The sequence below is a fragment of the Paenibacillus sp. FSL P2-0322 genome, from assembly GCF_037975315.1.
Taxonomy (GTDB): Bacteria; Bacillota; Bacilli; order Paenibacillales; family Paenibacillaceae; genus Paenibacillus; species Paenibacillus polymyxa_B.
Genome location: NZ_CP150243.1, coordinates 1,555,058 through 1,576,238, shown reverse-complemented (window position 1 = coordinate 1,576,238; position 21,181 = coordinate 1,555,058). Strand labels below are relative to the sequence as shown.

General features: G+C 40.0%; 3 protein-coding genes. All 3 read right to left on the bottom strand.

Annotation, left to right across the window (positions count from 1 at the left end):
• Positions 1-78 precede the first annotated feature (78 nt).
• The 3 genes from MKY24_RS06885 to MKY24_RS06875 are packed head-to-tail and all read right to left on the bottom strand — an operon-like array spanning position 79 to position 21,168.
• Positions 79-14,670 carry an amino acid adenylation domain-containing protein gene (locus MKY24_RS06885; RefSeq protein ID WP_339201642.1) on the bottom strand — a complete coding sequence of 4,864 codons (14,592 nt, stop codon included), beginning with the start codon at positions 14,668-14,670 and terminating at the stop codon, positions 79-81.
• 16 nt (positions 14,671-14,686) lie between these two features.
• Positions 14,687-17,962, bottom strand: a complete 3,276-nt coding sequence (locus tag MKY24_RS06880; protein WP_339201641.1) for an amino acid adenylation domain-containing protein — start codon at positions 17,960-17,962, stop codon at positions 14,687-14,689.
• Between the two features lie 26 nt (positions 17,963-17,988).
• On the bottom strand, positions 17,989-21,168 hold the full coding sequence (locus MKY24_RS06875) for an amino acid adenylation domain-containing protein (RefSeq protein ID WP_339201640.1): 3,180 nt from the start codon (positions 21,166-21,168) through the stop codon (positions 17,989-17,991).
• Positions 21,169-21,181 lie beyond the last annotated feature (13 nt).

The following is a 21,181-nucleotide window of genomic DNA, read 5'->3' as shown; positions in this document are numbered from 1 at the left end:
CAGACCGTTTGGATACAACCATTAAAAAGAGGTATTCCACAGGCCAAAACAGCCAAGGAACACCTCTTTTTTTATCGTTTATTTTTCCAATGTGTTTAGAATCAACTCTGCATTCTGTTCAACAAATGTAGCATCAAGCATGCTTTCATGATCTCCATAACCATCACAAATGGAATACTCTCCACTTGTAGAATGCTCCCACATTCGGATATCTCCACGTATATGTTTACTTTGACTCTGAAGAGATTTAATAACATGAATATGAGCGGCAACTTGTCCAGAATTCATTAAATTATCCAAATACGCATAGTATCTTTGAATCTTCTCGCCAACATGATGATGGAAAAAATCTCCTTCACTTTGCAATTGTGGATATTTTTCTAACATAAGATCTACCGTTTCTTTCGCATATTTACGACTCTCTTCCGTTGTAAGCCGCTCTGAATTTATTTCTGTAATGTAAAATGAGTCCAATAAAATGAGCTGGCGAACCTTATCCCCCTGTTTTTCAAGAGCTTTTGTAATTTCAAAAGCCAAATTGCCTCCCGCTGAAATCCCTAGAAATACGTAAGGTCCCTCTGGCTGAACTTCTTTTATAAGACGGATATATTCTGCAATGAGACGGTTCTGTTCGATCTCAAGAAAGTTGAAACTGTACAATCGATAGGAACCAAGGAATTCAGCAAGCCTTTGATATACAACCCCTAAAGCAACTACCGGCGGAAAACAAAATATGTTTCGGTCTCCTTCTCCCTGTGGATTAAACAACATTCTTTCGTTAGAAAGGTCACTAATCTGCGTCTCAGGTGAAGAAACTAGGGACGCCATCTCTCGAATAGTTGGTGTCACAAATATCTGTCGAATTGGAAGCTCTATTCCGTGCCCTGTAGCTAATCTCGCCACAAATTTAATTACACTTGTCGAATCCACCCCCAGTTCAAATAAAGAATCGTCTATGCTAATGGAACTGTACTCTAAAATCTCTTCCCAGATTCGTACCATAATACACTCCATCTCCGTCACTGGAGCTTCATATTTCTTTTGAAATATGGTTTTAGCCGATGGCTCTGGCAGTGCTTTTCGGTCTAATTTACCATTAGGTGTTAAAGGAATTTGTTCAAGACCAATAAAATGGGTAGGCACCATGTAATTTGGCAATGTACGACTAATACCTTCTTTAATATCCTGGATGCTCAAACTTGGTTGGGTCACAATATACGCGCACAGTATTTTATTTCCTCTCGAATCCGGGGTATACAAAACCACTGCTTCCTTTACTCCAATAATTTGAAGAATTTGATTTTCGATTTCGCCAAGCTCTACACGATAACCACGGATTTTTACTTGCTGATCGTTACGTCCCAAAAATTCAACATATCCTTTTGAATTCAGAATTCCTTGGTCTCCAGTGCGATATAACCTGCCAAACTTCGGATGATTTAAGAATGAAGATGCCGTTTTTTCTTCTTCGTGAAGATAACCTTTGGCTAAACCAGCGCCTCCAATATAAAGCTCACCTTTTACACCTACTGGACAGAGTTCCTGATCGTAATTCAATACATAATAAGTTTGGTTAGCTAATGGCATACCGTAAGGTATGGAGGCCCAGTCTTCATGTACTTCATATACAGGATAATAAATGGACCAAATAGAAGCCTCTGTTGCCCCGCCCATACTTACTACGTTCGCGTGAATATATTGTCTGCGAATTTTATCCGGTAGACTGAGAGGTACCCAGTCTCCACTAAGAATGACCAAACGCAAAGAACTGTTTTTCTTACGCGATCCAGACGACGAAGGGATATTATTCCAGTAATAACATCTTTCCTCTTCTTCTCCAAGCACATGGTTCAACATCAAGTCCATTATAGCTGGTACGGAGTTCCAAATTGTAATTTTATGTTCCTCAAGTGTCTTGGCGACTTCAGTAATATCACGTTGATCATCAATAAGTACGATAGCCGCTCCAACCGCTAACGCTCCAAATAGATCATAAACCGATAAATCGAAACACATGGATGACAATCCAATTATACGATCCTGCTCATTCACATTGAATTTACGATTAATATCCTGCACCGTATTAGCTACTGCCCCATGTGTAACAATGACTCCTTTAGGTTGGCCTGTACTGCCTGAAGTATAAATCACGTAGGCTACATCATCAGGATCATGTTCGACCGGGAGTGCTTCACCAGAATAAACTGCTAATCCTTCCTTAACGTATAGATCCGGTTCCAACGTTAATTTACAACCACTGTGATCCCTAATATATTCACGACGTTCCTCCGGATAATCAGGATCAATCGGCACATAAGCCGCTCCGGCCTTCAATATACCTATTATATTCACAATGGTTTCAATACTCCGATTGGCTAATACACTAATAAAATCTCCACGACACACGCCATGTTCATGTAAATAGCGAGCCACCCTATTCGAACGTTCATTTAACTCCTGATAAGTGATGTGGCTGTTCTTATAAATCACCGCAAATGCCTCTGGCCAACGAACAACCTGCTGTTCAAACAAGGAATCGAGTGTAGAGCTTGGAATTTCTTCACAAGTATCATTAAAAGCTGAAATCAGATGATGATTTTCACGTCCCCATGGGAACCTATTTGCCGCATCTGAGTTTAAGGAAAATTCCAGCAGCATAAAGTACTGGTCAAACATCGCTTTAATTAATTCCGAATCAAACAGTTGTTCAACATAATCCCAAGTGATCGTGAGTCCGCCATCTACTTCCAGAACCTGATAATCTAAAAAAACTTGAGAGGTTTGAGAAACCGCTGTCTTTACATCCCCCATAAAATAAATAGACTCATCTGTACCTTTTCCTGTATCCAGTAACATGCTTGTGAATACGATGGGCATCGCTGCCTTATGGGTTTCAGCACCACGTTGGCGTATAATCTCTCTGATAAATTGAATTCCGTCGTAGTGTCTATGTTCGAGCGCCTCCATCAACACGTTTTGCACGGATTCAGCTTGCTCCCAGAAAGATTTCCCTCCTTCAAGCGTGATGTCAAGCAACATAACAGACGTAAAGTCGCCAATCATCTTATATACATCTTTATGAAATGGATAACGATTAAAAATAGTACAATTGAGCGCTAATTGAGATTGATTGCTCCAGTAAGACAACACTTTGGCAAATACAGTACATAGTACTGCAGTTGGTGTCAGGTGATTCTTTTGTGAAACTTGCTTTAGCTTTTCGTATAGTTCCCTATTTAAGTGTTTGGTTGCCCTTTTGAAGCGCGGTTGTACAATCATGCTTGGAAAGGAAATATACGGCAAGGAAGGTGGATCAGGAAAGTTATTCAATTTGTTCATCCAATACTGCCGATCCCTCTTATATATTTCCGAAGATTTGAATGCCGTATAAGCCATCATATAATCTCTGAAAGTAATATCCACACCTGCCAGATCTAAGTCTGGATCATGGTAAAATTTCATAATTTCCTGGTGAATAAATTGAAAGCTCGCCCCATCCGTTATTAACATGTCATAACCAATAAAAAGATAAAACGTTTCTGCAGAACATTGATAAGCCTTATACTCGAATAGAGGCCACTGATCAGTCTTGAAAATGTAGTGAGACATGCGCTCTCTTTCCGTCAGTATTCTCTGTTCCTGAGCTTCCTTGGAGAGATCCTCAATCGGGATAATCTCAATTTGGTATTCTGGCATATGATCTAATATTTTCTGCTGTCCGCTCGGCAAAATAATCGTCCGAAGCATAGTATGACGTTCAATAACTTTTTGTAGAGCTCGATTAAACCGATTCATGTTCAATGAAGTTTCTAACTCAATATATACGTGTGTCGACACTCCACCCATTTCAAAATGGTTCTCGCGTCCCATCAGATAAGCCATCTGTACATCAGTTAACGGAAACGGTTCGTACATATGTTCCGGATCAGGTGTTAACTCCGGATACACGATGGCCGCTTGTGTATCTACGCCTTCCTCGATCCGTTCTGACAGCTTCGCTATGGTATAATGCTGCAGAAAGTCTCGTAGATTCAAATCTATTCCCATTTCCCTACTTATTCTTGTTCGGATTTGCACCATCAGAATCGAATTTCCACCCAATTCAAAAAAATGATCATGGATTCCAATTCGTTCGACTCCCAATACCTCTTTCCATATTTCCGTCAGTTTCTGTTCCGTTTCATTTCGTGCTTCTTCGTATTTCAACTCCATTTGCTGCTCCACATTCGACATCGGCAGCTCTCTTCGATTTACCTTGCCATTTGGGGATAATGGTATTTTCTCCAGTTCGATATAATACGACGGCACCATATAATTCGGTAGTTCTCGCTGTAAATATATTCGCAGTTCCTCTGAGGTTACTTCCTCCCCATCTGGAACATAGTATGCACATAGAAATGCGTGATTACGGTCATCCCTTTGTTCCATTACCACTGCATTTTTGATGAATTCATGTGCTAGCAGACGCCCCTCAATTTCTCCTAACTCTACTCGGTACCCCCGAATCTTTACTTGCTGATCCTTCCGTCCCTGAAATTCGATATAACCTGCCGGACGCCATACTCCATAATCTCCGGTTCGGTATAATCGGCCCAGCTCTGGATGTTCCACGAAAGATTCTTGGGTTTTCCGTTCATCATTCAGATAACCTGCTGCAAGCCCCGTCCCACCAATGTACAGTTCCCCTTGTACATGGACCGGGCAAGGCTTTAGCTCATAGTTCAGTACATACACCTGCTGGTTCGCCAGCGGTCTACCATAAGGAATCGAGGCGGTCTGTCCATCCCATTCCCTGATTGGGTAGTAGATGGACCAGATCGAGGCTTCGGTCGCTCCTCCCAAGCTAATCACTTCTGCATGTGGACAATGTCGCTTAATTTTCTCTGGCAAGTGCAACGGTATCCAATCCCCGCTAAGCAACACCGTTCGAATTCCATCATTGTAAAAGTCAGCCGTGACGTTGGCGAGCACCATTTCCATAATAGCCGGTACGGAATTCCATAGGGTGATGCCTTGATGCTCTATCGTGTATATTACATCATCGACATCCCGCTGATCGTCAATCAATACCAATGCCGCTCCGGCTGCCAAAGCACCAAATAGATCATACACGGACAGATCAAAACACATAGAGGACAAACCTATCATCCGGTCTTGCTCATGAATACCGAATTTATGATTAATATCCTGAATCGTATTGGCTGCTGCTCCATGAGTTGTGATTACGCCCTTGGGTCGGCCTGTGCTGCCCGACGTATAGATCACATACGCCACATCGTCCGGATGATACTCAGTCGGCAGAGCTTCGTCTGAATATCCTGCTACTCCGGCTGTATCGTACAACTCCGGTTCTACAGTTAGCTTACATTGACTGTGCTCGTGAATGTAGTAGCGCCGTTCTTCCGGATAGTCCGGATCTACCGGTACATAAGCTGCTCCGGCTTTTAAAATACCTATAACGTTAGCAACAGTTGCTATACTCCGACTCGCCAATACGCTAACATAATCACCACGACATACACCCTGCCCTTGCAAGTAACGGGCTATTTGATTTGAACGTTTCTGCAGTTCTCCATACGTAAAGCATTCATCCTTGTGCATTAATGCTACTACTTCTGGAGTGCGTACTGCTTGCTCCTCGAACAGGCCATGCAAGGTAGTGTATGGTATCGGTTTCTCTGTATTATTGTAGCTCTCCATCAACTTCGTTTCTTGTTCAGTAATTCTCATGCAATTAGTATTCAGAGTTAGTGTATCAATATATTGCTTGAACATTGAATGAATTACATTTTCATCAAATAGTTGCTCAACATAGTCCCAAACGATTCTCAACGAACCATTGTCCTCAAAAAGTTGATGATCCAAATACACTTGAGACGTCTGTCCGGCCCCCAATTGTATCTCACCTAGTTCATACCAACTAACTTCGCCTCTTTCCTTGCTCCCCAGCAGCATGCTTGTAAAAACAACAGGCATAACAGCACGATTACCATAATTATGGTATTTAGATATTTCCCGTATCAATTCAATACCATCATAATGCCGATGCTCAAGTGATTCTAAAAGGCGTTCCTGGATCCGTTTAGCTCTCTCCCAATACCCTTTCTCGGATCTGAAATCAATTTCTATTAAAATTACGGAAGTAAAATCTCCAATCATGTCTTTTACATCTTGATGAAACGGCAGTCTGTTGAAAACGGTCAAACTCACGGCTAAATGAGGCTGATTACTCCAAAAAGCCATCACTTCTGCATAAGCAGTAAGAAGAGCGGCCGTAGGCGTTATATTGTACTGATACGCCTGCTTTTTAATTTTCTCCCAGGTTTCTCTATCGATTTCTTGCTCCAGACGGCAAAAACGAGGCTTAGTCACACCGGACGGATCCGCTTTCAAAGGAAGTTCCGGAGCTGAAGGAAAATCCTCCAATTTATTCAACCAATACAGTTTGTCCTTTGTATAGGTTTCTGAATTTTTAAAATGCTGCAATGCCAAAATATAGTCCCTGAATGTGCTCTGTAACTGTGATGGCATCCAATTGGGCTCATGATAGAATTTAACCAGCAGCTTGCCGATCAGCTGAATACTTGCTCCATCCGTAATCAACATATCGTAGCTGACAAACAAATAATGAATTCCTTCAGATAATTTAAAAGCTTTATATTCAAAGAGCGGCCATTGGTCTGTTGGAAATACATAATGAGACATTCTCTCTCTTTCTGACACTATCCGTTCTTGTTGCTCAGACGAACTCAAATGGGTAAGGTCAACCACTGTTATTCGATATTCCGGTACGTTCTCCAGAATAACCTGCTCTCCGGTAGGAAATACGACTGCGCGCATCATGGGTTGATGTTTAATGACCTGTTGTAATGCACAATTAAGTCTGTCTAAATCAAAGTCTGTTTTGATTTCAGTATATCCATGCGTTGACACTCCACCCAGCTCAAAATGGTTTTCGCGTCCCATCAGATAGGCCATTTGCACGTCCGTTAGCGGAAACGGTTCATACATATGCTCCGGATCAGGTATTAACTCCGGATACACGATGGCCGCTTGTGTATCTACACCTTCCTTCATCCGTTCTGACAGCTTCGCTATGGTATAATGCTGCAGAAAGTCTCGTAGATTCAAATCGTTTCCCATTTCCCTGCTTATTCTTGTTCGGATTTGCACCATCAGAATCGAATTTCCACCCAGTTCAAAGAAATGATCATGGATTCCAATTCGTTCGACTCCCAATACCTCTTTCCATATTTCCGTCAGTTTCTGCTCTGTTTCATTTCGTGCTTCTTCGTATTTCGAATCCATTTGCTGCTCCACATCCGGGATCGGCAGCTCTCTTCGATTCACCTTGCCATTAGGAGATAACGGTAGTTTCTCCAGTTCCATATAATGCGACGGCACCATATAATTCGGCAGTTCCCGTTGTAAATATATTCGCAGTTCCTCCGGGGTCACTTCCTCCTCATCTGGAACATAGTATGCACATAGAAATGCGTGATTACGGTCATCCCTTTGTTCCATCACCACTGCATTTTTGATGAATTCATGTGCCAGCAGGCGTCCTTCAATTTCTCCCAGCTCTACCCGATACCCCCGGATCTTGACCTGCTGATCCTTTCGTCCCTGAAATTCGATATAGCCTGCCGGACGCCATACTCCATAATCTCCGGTTCGGTATAATCGGCCCAGCTCTGGATGTTCCACAAACGATTCCTGGGTTTTCCGTTCATCATTTAGATAACCTGCCGCAAGCCCCATCCCACCAATGTACAGTTCCCCTTGTACATCCGCCGGACAAGGCTTTAACTCATAGTTCAGCACATACATCTGCTGGTTCGCCAGCGGTCTGCCATAAGGTATCGAGGCGGTCTGTCCATCCCATTCCTCGATTGGGTAGTAGATGGACCAAATTGAGGCTTCTGTTGCTCCTCCCAAGCTAATCACTTCTGCATGCGGACAATGTCGCTTTATTTTCTCAGGCAGCTGTAGCGGTATCCAGTCCCCACTGAGCAACACCGTTCGAATTCCATTATTGTAAAAGTTAGCCGTGACGTTGGCGAGCACCATTTCCATAATAGCCGGTACGGAATTCCATAGGGTGATCCCTTGATGCTCTATCGTGTAGATGACATCATCAACATCCCGTTGATCGTCAATCAATACCAATGCCGCTCCGGCTGCCAAGGCACCGAACAGATCATATACAGACAGATCAAAACACATGGAGGACAAACCTATCATTCGGTCCTGCTCATGGATGCCGAATTTATGATTAATATCCTGAATCGTATTGGCTGCTGCTCCGTGTGTTGTGATCACGCCCTTCGGTCGGCCTGTGCTGCCCGATGTATAGATCACATACGCCACATCGTCCGGATGATAATCCATTGGAAGAGCTTCGTCTGAATATCCTGCTACGCCGGCTGTATCGTACAACTCCGGTTCTACAGTTAGCTTACATTGACTGTGCTCGTGAATGTATTGGCGCCGTTCTTCCGGATAGTCCGGATCCACCGGTACATAAGCTGCTCCGGCTTTTAAAATACCTATAACGTTAGCAACAGTTGCTATACTCCGACTCGCCAATACGCTAACATAATCACCACGACATACACCCTGCTCTTGTAAGTAACGAGCTATTTGATTTGAACGTTTCTGCAGTTCTCCATACGTAAAGCATTCATCCTTATGCATTAAGGCCACTGCTTCTGGAGTACGCGTTGCCTGCTCCTCGAACAACCCATGCAAGGTGCTAGGCGGTAAAGCCTTGTTCGTATTGTTGTATAATCGGATAGCTTCCTCATTCTCTATTTCAATTTCCAGATTTGAAGAATAAATAGCTTTTATCAAAAGAGAATCAATGATTTGCGTAAACTGTCTGAACATACCTTCAATCATTTCTGGCGAAAACAATTCCTCTACATAATCCCAAAATAACCATAATTCATCCGCTACTAACGTAGCCTGAAAATCAATATAGACCTGTGAGGTTTGCGTTATTCCTGTTTTCAAGTTTCCTAATTGTTCAAGACCGGGTATGCGTTCTGTTTTATTTTCAGAAAGCACAGAGGTAAAAACATACGGAATTACAGCCTTTCCATGTCTAATCCCATGATGTCTCACAATATCCCTAATAAACTCAACACCCTCATAGTGGCGATGCTCCAATGCATCAATTAATACAGACTGAACATCTTTGGCCTTTTCCCACAATGACGTACCAGGTTTAAATGAAATGCCGAGCAACAGGTTTGATGTAAAGTCACCCACAATATGTTCTACCTGTTCATGAAAAGGGTACCGATTGAAGACTGTAAGATTAATGGATATATTTTCCTGATTCCCCCACATGGAAAGAAGATATGAATAAATGGTCGCGAGCAAAGCAGATGGGGTCACTCCATTTTGTAAAGCCAGCTTTTTTAAAGAAATCCACTGTTGTTGATTGTATATCTTCTCTTTTCTTTGAAATTTTGGTGCTGTTATTTGTTCTGGATTACATTGTAAAGGGAGAACAGGCGCTAATGGAAAATCTTCAATTTTATTAAGCCAGTATTTTCGATCCAGCTCATATATTTCAGAATGCTTCAAATCTAAATAAGCAAGAACATAATCGCGGAAGCTGAAGTCCAATTGGGGCAATTCGGCATTCGGATTGTGATAGAAATACATCAGATCACGACCGATAATATCCATACTTGCTGCATCAGCAATGAGTAAATCCCTGCCCATACATAATAGACATTTATTATTCTCAAGCTGAAAAGCCTTAAATTCGAACATCGGCCACTGTTCAGGAACAAACACATGGTGTGACATCCGGCTTCGTTCCAGATGAATTCGTTCCTCTTGTTCTCTTCTTGTCAGGAATCGAAGATCTTCTATAGCCATTTGATATTCAGGCACGTCTTTAAGAATAACCTGCTCGCCGCTTGGCATGATAATTGCTCTTAGCATCGGGTGTCTCTGAATGACTTTATTCAAGCATTGATTAAAACGTACTATGTCAACGTCAGTCTCCACCTCGGTATACACATGAGTGGAAACGCCGCCCATTTCAAGCTCATCATTTCGACCTAGAAAATATGCCATCTGAATATCAGTTAGCGCAAAAGGAGCGTATATTTGTGCTAAATCGGGAAGCGCTGTCGGGTATATTTTTTCACTAAGCTCTCTTGTTCCACATGTTATGCAATGATTTATAATTTCTAAGAGATGTTTCTTGAAATTCAGGGCAACTTCGGTCAGTGTATCTTCATCATATTCATGCTTATTGTATATAAAAGAAATTCTTAGCTCGTCCTCCATGACTGCTGCCGTTATATCAATGGAATAACTTCGCTCTGATTGCGGATCAAGCATTTGTCCCTGAGACATATCAGAAAGAGTAAAAACTCCCTGATCTATACTTTGGGAAAATTCACCTAAATAGTTAAAGCAAACTTCAGGACGAAGTTTCCACTTCATTACTTTATTGTGTTCCAGAGCAGTAACATATCTTAATAAACCGTATCCGATCCCTTTTTTCGGAATTTGGCGCAATGTTTGTTTTACATGTTGAACAGTATCCTGTACAGAGCAAGATAACGGAAGATCAATTACTACAGGATACATTGTTGTAAACCAACCGATCGTCCGAGAGACATTATTATCAGGGACTATATCTTCTCTCCCATGCCCCTCCAAACCGATAAGAATCTGGGTATGATCTGTCCACTCTCGGAATGCACTCCCTAATGCGGCTAACAATATATCATTAATTTCCGTATTGTAAGCCTGGTTGGAATGACGAAGCAGATTGTCTGTGTCCTGCTTGGATAGTTGCATATTAATCGATCTCGTATCCTTGATAAAGTTGGTTGAACATGTGTGATCCTTAGGCAGAGGCTCAATATGCCGCTGATCCATATTCATCCAGTATGGAATCTCATCAAGTAATACCGGACTGTTCGCATACTCCTCCAGTGCGCTAGCCCAGCTCTTATAGGAAGTCGTCCTATACGGTAATGAAGGCTTTTCTCCAGAACTAAGCTGTTTATAAACCTGTGTGATATCTTCCAGCAATATTCGCCAAGAAACACCGTCGATTACTAGATGGTGCGCAACAATAAGGAGATGATCCCCTTCAATGGTTTGGAATAGTCCCAATTTCAGTAGAGGGCCTGTAGTTAAATCCATACTCATATGAATCTTTTCTGAAAAATTTGCGATACGATCCCTTACATCAACTTCACTTGATAGATCTACAGCCTGCAACCAAGCTGACCCTTTCATTTCCTGATTTGTTTGTACAATAGAGTCTTGCTCGCTTGCATACATCATACGCAGAGCATCATGATGATAAATAATATAATTCATCGTTTCTTGAAGGATGTCAGGTTCAAATCCTTCTTTTCTATACAACATAAAAGACTGATTCCAATGATGCCGTTGTATCCCCTGATGTTCAAAAAACCACTTTTGAATAGGCGTAAGCGGAACGATCCCTTCAACGACACTCTGATCTACAACTTTTGTTTGTACAGCCAACACCTGAGTTAATTGTGCAATCGTCGGATTCGCAAAAATATCTTTAATTCCGATATGCACCTTATGACGTTGTAAACGTGATGACACTTGAATGGCTTTGATAGAATCTCCCCCAAGCGCAAAAAAATGGTCGTGAATACCCACTTTTTCTACACCCAGAACTTCTTTCCATATCTCTGATGTCACTCTTTCAATATGATTTCTTGGGGGTGTGTAGCCTGTAGATACCTTTACTGTGATGTCCGGTATTGGTAAATTCCTACGATCAATCTTTCCGCTTTGCGATAGTGGAAATCTGTCTAACTTTATAAAATAAGACGGCACCATATAATCTGGAACGTAATGGATAAGATAGTATTTTATATCATTTTCATCAATAGATTGAGATCCAATAATATATGCGCATAAATATCCATTATTTTTGTCATCCATACATAATGTAACTAATACTTGCTGAATACCTGGATATTGTAGTAGAACGTTTTCTATTTCTCCAGTTTCAATTCGGTACCCCCGAATTTTGATCTGAAAGTCTTTTCTCCCCATGTACTCAATATTTCCATCATTCATCCATCTTGTTAAATCGCCTGTTTTGTACATATGTTGACCGATTCTAAATGGATCTCTTACAAATTTCTCTTCTGTTGCTTCAGGAAGATTCACATATCCTGCTGCTACGCCTGTACCCGAAATACATAATTCTCCTGCTACACCAACTGGCTGTAATTGATCATCCTGGTCTATAATATACATTTGAATATTATCTATCGGCTTGCCGATTGGGATGGAATCCATCTTAAAATCAGAAGGACAATCAAAATAAGAATCGTGTATAGTACCTTCAGTCGGTCCATATAGATTAGAGAAAACAATGCTTTTATCTCTTCTCCATACATCGTTAAACCGTTGAACATGCCTGCATGTCAGTGCTTCTCCACTGGTAAACACTTTTTGTATAGATGATAAACGCTGAATATGTCCTTCCCCATATTCCAAATAGTCTAAAAATGCATGTAACATGGATGGAACAAAGTGGATTACAGTTACTTTTTTTTGTTCAACTGTATGGATTATGCTCTCAGGATCTTTTTCAGCTCCAGGCTCCAACAAACATAGAGTCGCTGCGCCCTGAAAATACCACCAGCACAATTCAAACACGGACACATCAAAAGTGTAAGCTGTTTTTTGCATGATAACATCCGCTTCTGTGATCGAATACTTTCGTTGCATCCACAACATATTGTTGACAACGGACCGATGCTGAACTATTACCCCTTTCGGCTTGCCGGTAGAACCTGATGTGTATATGATGTAGGCCACATCATCAGGATGATTAACACAATTAAGATTGGTGTTATCCTCGTTATCAGACAAACTTATATCCATGAGCAGGATTTCTATTTCTAAACCTACAAGGCGTTCATTCCATCTTGTCTTTGTTAAGACAAGGTTAGTTCCACTGTCTTGCAGCATATAACGAACACGGTCTTTGGGATAGTCGGGATCAATAGGTATATAAGCACCACCAGCCTTATGAATCGCCAATATAGCTATGATCATTTCAAATGATCTTTCAACCATTATTCCAACGCTCTGGTTACTACATACTCCCTTGCGTCGTAGTATTCTGGCTAATTGATTGGCACGTTTATTAACCTCTTCATAGCTCATATTTTCTTCACCAAGGATCAGGGCGGTTTTGTCAGGATAAGCTATAGCTCTGTCCTCAAAAAATTCGTGTAAATTTTTCAGGTCAGAAAAAACATGTTCTGTGTTGTTGAATTCTGTTAATATGCGTTCTTTTTCATCTGGTGTGAGAATTGAAATATTTCTAACAAGTATATGTGGATTTTCAGTGATGGCAGTTGTGACCGCACGAATATGTCCAGCAATCTTTTGAATATCTTCATTTGAATAGCAAAATGCATTATATTTTAAGCATACAGATATTTCCTCAGAGGGTATCACAATGATATTGAAATCATAGTTTGTCTGATCTTTTAATTCAAAATCATAGATTTTCAACTCATGTACATGCTGTCCGTCTAATAAATTGAATTCCAAAGGTACATTTTCAAAAACTACAATATGATTAACTAAATTCTCTTTCAGAGGCGTAGGCGCTTGTATCTTCATCAGAGGATAATGACTATGCTCTTGGGACTCAATCATTTGCTCATGGATTAATGACAACAGGTCTTCAAAATGGATATCTTGCTCGAACTTTATTCTTACTGGATTGGTATTGATAAATATTCCGATCATTTGGTCGATTCCGGAAACCGCTGCATGCCTTCCTGAAACGACTGTCCCAAAAACCACATCATTGGTATTATTATATCTTTTTAGCACGATGCTCCAGATTGCTTGAATAACAGCGTTCATCGTTACACGATAGGCAAGTGCCAATTCCTTAAGTTTTTTAGTCATTTCCCGATCGAAGGTAAACTTAACTTGTTCCTGCAAATAACCTTCCTTTTTCTGTTTTGGTTTCCATGGTAAACCAGTGGACTGTTCAATCCCCTCTAAATACTGGGTCCAGTATAAACTTGCAGAATCTTGATCCTGTTGTTTAAGCCATTCGATATAATTTTGAAAAGAGTGGATTTCCTTTAGATCAGGTGATCGTTGTGCAGATAAGGCACTATATATTTCAAAAAGCTCTTGTACTATCGCACTCAAGCTCCAACCATCCACAATAATATGATGAAAGCTTAGAAGTAACCGAAAATGTTGCAGGTCCGTCTGAAATACAGTAAGCCGAACAAGCATTTCAGCAGTTACATCGAAACCTTTAATTTTTTCCTCACTAGCATAATGAGATATAAATTCCATCTGACTATTATGATTCATTTCAGTCAAATCTTGAAAAATCATTCTATTTTCCAGATGGTCTACGACCATTTGAATGGGTCGCTTCGCTTTATCAACATTAAAAAGCGTACGGAAAACATCATGTCGCTGTACAAGCAATTGCATACTCTTATTCATAATGTCTAGTGAGAGAGGCCCTTCCACACTGAAAAAAAGCTGAACTATAAAATTACCCTGATTTTCTTCACGCAATGTATGGTACAGAATTCCTTCCTGCATTGGTGTTAGCGAATAAATCTTTTGTAAAAGTTGTTTAGACGACATGACTAGTTCCCTCCTGTTAATTGATCTTAGAATTCAACTCTATTTGAAGTTCGTGCAGATCACTTGCAGAAATCCCTAATTCGTCATAGCCATTTTGAATCGCAGCAGCATTCACAGACTGCATCTGCTTCGATTGTCCTTTTATAATAAAGGTACTTAAGTCTGCTACACTTGGATGCTGAAATATATCTTTGGTAGTTACTTTAATATCTTTCGCTCGGAGTTGCGCTGAAATTTGAATAGCTTTTATTGAATCCCCTCCCAATGCATAAAAGTCTTCGACCACGCTTACGTTCCCAATGCCCAACACCGTTTCCCATACGTGAGCCACCGTCTCTTCAGTGCTGTTTCTTGGAAGTATAGCTTGATCCTGAAAGAGCTGACTTGTATCGGGCATTGTAAGTTTCTTATGATCCACTTTGCCATTTGCGTTTAGAGGTAGCTTCTTAACTTGTACAAAAAAGGCAGGGATCATGTAGTTCGACAGTCTTTCAGCAACCCAATGCCTGATTTTTTCGGTATTCATTTCTTGATCTGCAGCAAAATACGCACATAAGCGCTTATCCCCTTGTTTATCTGACTGCTCCATGATGAATACTTCTTTTACAGCTTGATTTTCAAGAATACACTTTTCAATTTCACCCAATTCAATTCGGAATCCCCTAATCTTTACTTGATGGTCATTACGCCCCAGAAATTCAATTTCTCCGTTTGCAAGCCGTCGTCCTAAGTCACCTGACTTATATAATCGTTTTTCGTACAGATAGAAAAATTTCTCTTGAGTTAATGGGTCATTGTTAAGATATCCTCGTGCGAGACCTTCTCCAGCAATGCACAGTTCCCCAATTGCCCCAATCGGCTGTTGATGATTTTCCCCATTAAGAACAAGCACCTCCGTATTCTTAATGGGTCGCCCGATCGGAATTGTATACATATCCTCATTAACTTCTTGAATTTCATGATACATCGCATAAACCGTACTTTCTGTCGGGCCATATACATGAATAATTTTATCTTTCCCCATTAACTGAAATGCTTTTTTTACATGTGCTACTGATGCTCGCTCGCCACCAAAAAGCACCTTTCTTACATTGGTCAAGCAATGAATTTCAAGGTCAACGAGTGTGTTAAACAGAGCAGTTGTCACAAAAAAAACGGAGACATTCTCTTTTAAAATTAACTGAGCTAACTCAGATGCATTAAGCATTGTCTCTTTGTCTACTAAAACAAGTCTTGCTCCATTCAAAAGACTCCCAAATATATCAAAAACAGAACCATCAAAAGCAAAGTTAGACAATTGAAGAATAGTGTCTTGTGGTGCAATTTGTACATAATCCGAGCCCTTCACAATTCTCATCACATTGATATTTTCAATCATGATCCCTTTAGGTATACCGGTCGAACCGGAAGTATACATCACATAAGCCAAATGGTTAGCCTCTGATATGCGTAGTGGATTACTCTTATCACGATCATTTGTTTGTTCCAGTACGTCCTCAAGAACTAAAATCTGACGTCTTGCGGAACCCTCCAGTTGTTCCATTAGCTTTGTAATTAAAGAAAGATTCGATTGCGAAACTACAATGATTGATAAGTTAGCATCCTGTACAATAACCTTTAATCGCTCGATTGTATTTTCCGGATCAAGAGGTGTATAGCCTGCATTTGATTTCAAGATGCCTAGTATCCCACTAATCATCTCTGGTGAACGCTCTGTAAGTAATCCAATTAGTTGATTAGGTTGAACACCCATATCTTGTAAAACGTAGGCAAGCTTGTTGGCTTGCTTATTTAACTCTCCATAAGATATATGTGTTTCTCTACATGTAAGGGCCGTTGCAAGTGGCGAAACTTCAACTTGCCTTTCAAATAAATCTGCAAGTGTTTCTTTTCCGTTACTCTCCATAATCTTTGCACTATTCAATGCAATAATTTCGGTCTCCTCTTCAGCACTCAAAATACAAATATTTTTCAAGTAAACGGAAGGCTCACTACAAATTTTCATTGCAACATTATACATATGATTTGCCATTCTTCTCACTGTATCTTCAGAATAAATATTGGAATTATAGATAAACGTTATATTTGTTTCATCACCCGGAAGCACTGTAATACTTAAGTCATAATTAGTATGTTCTATAACATCAACATCCTTAATGTTTACATTTACTTCAGCTAACATATGTTTCCATGTGGAACTTAAAGGCGTATTATCAAACATATAAATATGATTAAACAAGCTTTGTCCAATCGACTGATTTTGAATCTGTGATAGTGACAAATGCTCGTAGGGCTGGGAATTTAAATTTAGATGATGAATTTGCTGCATTAGTGAAACAAAAGTTAGGTCCCCCGCTGATTGTACACGTACAGGAACTGTATTAATAAACAATCCTATCATTTGCTCAACTGCTGATATTTCCGGGGGCCTTCCTGCTACAACAGAACCAAATACAACATCGTTACTATTATTATATTTTTGTAGCACCATCCCCCACAGACTCTGATAGACTGCGTTTAATGTGACTTGATTGTTTCGGGCCAACTCTTTTAAAAATTCGGACAGCGGATGCTCCAATTGAATAGAATATTTACCCAAGCTATAATCTTGAATAGATTTTTTTCCATTACTATGTGTTTGACCTAGCAGGACAGAGCATTCTTCAAATCCGTTTAAATAGTCTTTCCAGTATTTAAGTGCACTTTCTTGATCTTGTTTTTCCAACCATTCTATATACTGACTATAAGAATGCTCCATATAAGTGAATTTGCTTTGTCCTTCAACTAGAGAAGTATAGATCTCAAATAATTCGCAAAGGAGTAAATCTGAACACCATCCATCCATTAGAATATGATGAAAAGTGAGTACACAAATATATTCCCTAGGGCTTGTTTGCAGCATCGATAGCCTAATGAGCGGATCTCTCGTCAAGTTGAATCCTCGCTGACGATCCTTTTCTAAATATTGCTGAATCCACCGTTTTTCATCCAGACTTGATATATCAGCTCTGCTTTCAAAAACAAATTGAAGAGGCCTTTCCGTTAGCACTACCTGAAGTGGTTGTTTGACTTTTTCCAATAAAAAAGTTGTTCTTAATACATTGTGCCGTTGGATGAGTGTCGAAAAACTTTGCCGCATAAGTTCAACATTAAGATGACCTTCCATAGTTAGGATCAGCTGTACTACATAAGTGTTAGGCTCAGCATCTGATAGAGAATGATATAATATGCCTTCTTGCATAGGTGACAACGCATATATATCCTGAATTTGTTCTTTCGAAAACGGATTCATTCTATTCACCCGCCTAATCTAGTGGTTTAGATATTTAACGAATTGAGAAGCACATCATAAATCATATTTAAATCCTCTTCTTTTAAATTTTTCAATGTAAAATCACTTGGAGTACGCACCTGCTCCTTTTTGTCTATGCAATGCTGAATAATCCTGATAAGCTGCTTTTCATATCCTTCCGCCAAATGTTGGATTTCTTGTACACTAATTCGTGCACTATCATAGCCGATAGAAAGATGCAATTGATCTCCCTCGACATATCCTGTTATTTCAAGTGCATAACACAGTTCATTATTAGGACTGATATTCCCTAATCCCTCAGGTCCAAAGGAAGCTGCACTACTGTAAGGAGAGAGTTGGAAATATGGAGAATTCGAGATTTGGTCAAGTTGACCTAAATAATTAAAATTAATTTCTGGCTCAATAGAAAATATTAAAGGTGCTCTCAGACGTTCCGGGCTAAGATATTTTAGTACCTCATAGTCCAATCCTTTATTTGGAATAGTTCTAAGATTCTCTTTGGTTTTTGTAATCCACTCAGACAAATCGTCAGGATCATGCATGCATAGAAGTACGGGGCACTGAGATGTAAACCAACCGACTGTACGAGTAATATTCATATCAGGTAAAATATCAGTACGACCGTGGGATTCCATATTGATTACAATCTGCCTGATTTCAAGCCAATCATGCAAAGCCATTCCTAAAGCAGATATCAAAACGTCATTTATATCGGTGTTATACGCATGATGAGCTTGACCAAGAAGCCATTTTGTATTTTCTTTTGATAGAGCAAATTTTAAATTACGTTTGTTCCTTTGTGTTGACCTCTGTACTAGTTCTCTCTTCCACAGTATCGATTCCTGATTAACTCTTGCTTCAAAATCCAGCCAATAGGGAATTTGTTTTACTACCTCCTCACTACATGAATAATTTTCTAATGCCTCAGCCCATCTTTGAAATGAATCTGTCTTCTCCTGTAGTACAACCTGTCTCCCCTCAATAAGTTGCTCATAGGACTTTGTCAAATCTTCGATTAATATACGCAGTGAAATTCCGTCCATCACTAAATGATGTATGGACAGCAGCAAATGATCTCCTACCTTGGATCTGAACAACTCTAAATGTACTAATGGACCTCTTTCTAGATTTTTACTCCCTTGAATCTCCGAGATTTGGTTGATAATAAATTGTTCTTCATCCTCATGCGGCACGTTGAGTATATTGAAGCTGAATACTTCAGGATTCATGTCCATGTTCATCTGCTTTAGAATGCCACCCTCCATTTGGTAAGTCATTCTAAGCGCATCGTGATGCTCAACCAACGTTTTCAAAACATTGAACAAAACCTCTGGTTCATAACGTGCTGGATTATAAAACAGAACAGATTGATTCCAATGATGTTTATCAGTTAACTTTTTTAAAAAAAACCAATGCTGAATAGGGGTAAAGCGGACATTCCCTAAAACTTTACCTTGGTCACCTTTACGGAGAATCTGTTGAATGGACTGACCAAATTGTGCAATAGTAGGTTGTTTTAAAAGATGATGGCTACTGAGCTTTAGATTATGAGAGTTCAACTTTGCAGATAATTGAATGGCTTTAATTGAATCACCACCCAAATCATAAAAGTTATCATTTATGCCCACCTGGCCTACACCAAGAACCTCACTCATTAGTAAGCATAAAAGTTTCTCTAAATCAGTGCGAGGCTGCTGATGATTAAGTTGCCCCGATAAATCCCTAGTTGGACTGGGAAGAGCTTTTCGATCCACTTTTCCATTAATGGTCATAGGAAGTTCAGATAAATAAACAAAATAGGTTGGTATCATATAAATCGGCAATTCTTGCTTGATAAACTGACGCAGCTCAGTTGTGTTTATCGCATTTCGAGCTACATAATACGCGCACAACTGCAACTGATCCTGCTCGCCCTGAATAGTCTGCACCACTACTTCTGTGATTTCCTTGTGTTTAAGAAGGATGACTTCAATTTCTTCCAATTCAATTCGATGCCCACGTATTTTTACTTGCTGATCCGTTCTTCCGTGATACTCCAAATTTCCATCAGAAAGCATCCGTACTAAATCTCCGGTTCTATATATTGTTGTTTCTGGAATTGTTGGATGTTGGATGAATTTTTGTTTTGTAAGCTCTGGACGATTCAAATAGCCTCTTGCTAGCCCACACCCGCTTATGAAAAGTTCTCCAATTTCTCCACAATCAACAGGCTTCAGTTGCTCATCAAGAATATAAAAATTCGTATTCGGCAATGACAAGCCTATAGGAACCGAATTACCTTCAAAAAATGCTGAAGGAGCCACCCATAAAGAAGCGCATATGCTCGCTTCGGTGGGTCCATATGCATTCACATAAGTTGTATACGGAATCCATTGATTTACCAAATTACCGGATGATGACGATCCTGCTGTTATCATCAACCTTAAATTCGTAATACGCGAAGCCTCCAAATAAACAGCATAGCTTGGAGGCAATGTTAGTACAGTAATCATATTTTCTAAAACATAGGACTCAAAATCGAGGGTCTGATGTATTATTTCCTGAGGAATAATATATAAGGTTGCCCCATTAAAAAGTGCCATAAAAATTTCCCAAACAGAGGCATCGAAAGAAAAGCTGGCGAACTGACCAATTCGATCCTTTGAAGTAATATGGAATTTATTTGCCCAAATTGACTGTAAATTTTCAATTCCCTTATGTTCTAATAAGGTTCCTTTAGGCTGCCCTGTTGAGCCTGATGTATAGATTAGATAGGCGAGATCGCTTGAGCAAATATTCCGCTCCAAATTGTTGGTCGAACAATTGGAATACAGCTGTTCAGTCACTGTTAATTTACTTAGTCCCGGATGATTAGGAGATTTTAAGTGCTGTTGTGTAAGTAGCAACTTCACATTGCTGTCACTCAGCATGAATTCAACTCTCTCCTCAGGGTACCCTGGATCAAGTGCCAAATAAGCTCCTCCAGATTTAAGGACTGCTAATACTGCAATGATCATATCGACGGATCGTTCCATCATAATTCCGACAATACAACCAGTACTAACATTGTGCTCAACCAATATTTCAGCTAATTGATTGGACTTTTCATTTAATTGTCGATAAGTTAGGTATTTTTCACAACTGACAACAGCGAGACGATCTGAATTAGCTACTACTTGCTTTTCAAATAGACTGTGGATAGTCATATTGTTTTTCCTC

What these genes read in the sequence shown, in the direction of transcription:
- MKY24_RS06880 (WP_339201641.1), bottom strand. Translation starts at nt 17,962, where the DNA reads ATGAATCCGTTTTCGAAAGAACAAATTCAGGATATATATGCGTTGTCA.
- MKY24_RS06875 (WP_339201640.1), bottom strand. Translation starts at nt 21,168, where the DNA reads ATGACTATCCACAGTCTATTTGAAAAGCAAGTAGTAGCTAATTCAGAT.
- MKY24_RS06885 (WP_339201642.1), bottom strand. Translation starts at nt 14,670, where the DNA reads ATGTCGTCTAAACAACTTTTACAAAAGATTTATTCGCTAACACCAATG.